Source organism: Nonomuraea sp. NPDC050202 (assembly GCF_040656115.1).
Classification (GTDB): domain Bacteria; phylum Actinomycetota; class Actinomycetes; order Streptosporangiales; family Streptosporangiaceae; genus Nonomuraea.
This window is the reverse complement of sequence record NZ_JBFALF010000127.1, coordinates 1-1033: the sequence shown is the minus strand read 5'-3', so window position 1 is coordinate 1033 and position 1033 is coordinate 1. Positions and strand designations below refer to the sequence as shown.

1 protein-coding gene is annotated in these 1033 nt (G+C 70.5%); it reads right to left on the bottom strand.

Translation table 11 applies throughout. The features are described from left to right. Nucleotides 1–74: 74 nt before the first annotated feature. On the bottom strand, nt 75–1033 hold a 959-nt coding region (locus tag AB0I79_RS63335), incomplete at its 5' end, for a tyrosine-type recombinase/integrase (protein WP_357896409.1).

Sequence of the window (1033 nt, the reverse complement as noted above, 5' to 3'; positions counted from 1 at the left end):
CGGGTCCAGCCGAGATACGGGGAAAACCGGCCATGAGTCGATCTTGACGCCCGTTCCCGCAGGCAGGCGTACGGTCAGCGGTCGACCGTGATCAGTTTGAGGGCGTCTTCCTTATCCTTGTCGGACGGCAGGCTGTACCGGCGGGTGGTCTCCAAGCGGGCGTGGCCAAGGATCTCGGCGACCAGGACCAGGTCGGTCTTGCCGCGGACCAGGGTGGTGGCGAGCGTGTGGCGCAGGACGTGTGCCGTGGTGGGATCGTCCAGTCCGGCTGTCTGGGCGATCTCGGCGATGATGCCGCCTGCAGCGCGGGTGGTCAGCCGTCCGCCCTTGGCGTTGAGGAACAGGGCCCGGTTGTCGCTGGCGTGAGGCCAGTTGGGGCGTTCGTCGAGCCAGAGTTGCAGTTCGGTGCGGAGTTTGGGGTGGATGTCGACCTCGCGGAACTTGTCGCCCTTGCCGTACAGGCGTAGTCGGCCCTTGCGGGCCGACATCTGGATGTCGTCGACGTCGAGGCGGACGACCTCGCTGATGCGGGCGCCGGCGTAGTACGGGATCAGCGCGATGCACCGGCCCCGAGGGGACAGATGCGCCTCCACGGCGCGTAGCCAGCGGATGCGGGCGCGCTCCTCCAGCGCGCGGGGCGCGTTCTTGGGCAGGTCTTCGCGGGTGACGTCGGCCCTGCCCAGGCCGCGGCGGACGTGGAAGTCGTCCAGCGCGGTCAGGACGGAGTTGACGTAGACGCGGCTGCGCCTGGCCGGGCCGTCGCGCAGCAGCCACATGCGATAGTCGCGCACCGCCCAATCGCGGGCCTGCCGGTCGGAGAGGGGATCGGCGGCATAGCTGGCCGCCTGGTCGGCCAGCCACGCCAGGTACATGCGCACCCGCGAGCGGTAGGTACGCCGGGTCTCGGCAGACAGCGGCGTGCGCTCCAGCGCCGCGGCGTATGCGTCGAGGATGGCGTCGTAGGCGGGCGGCAGCCGGGTGGGGCGGGCGCCCGGACGGCGCTTCGTAATCTCGGAAGCGGATCCGGGCGCCT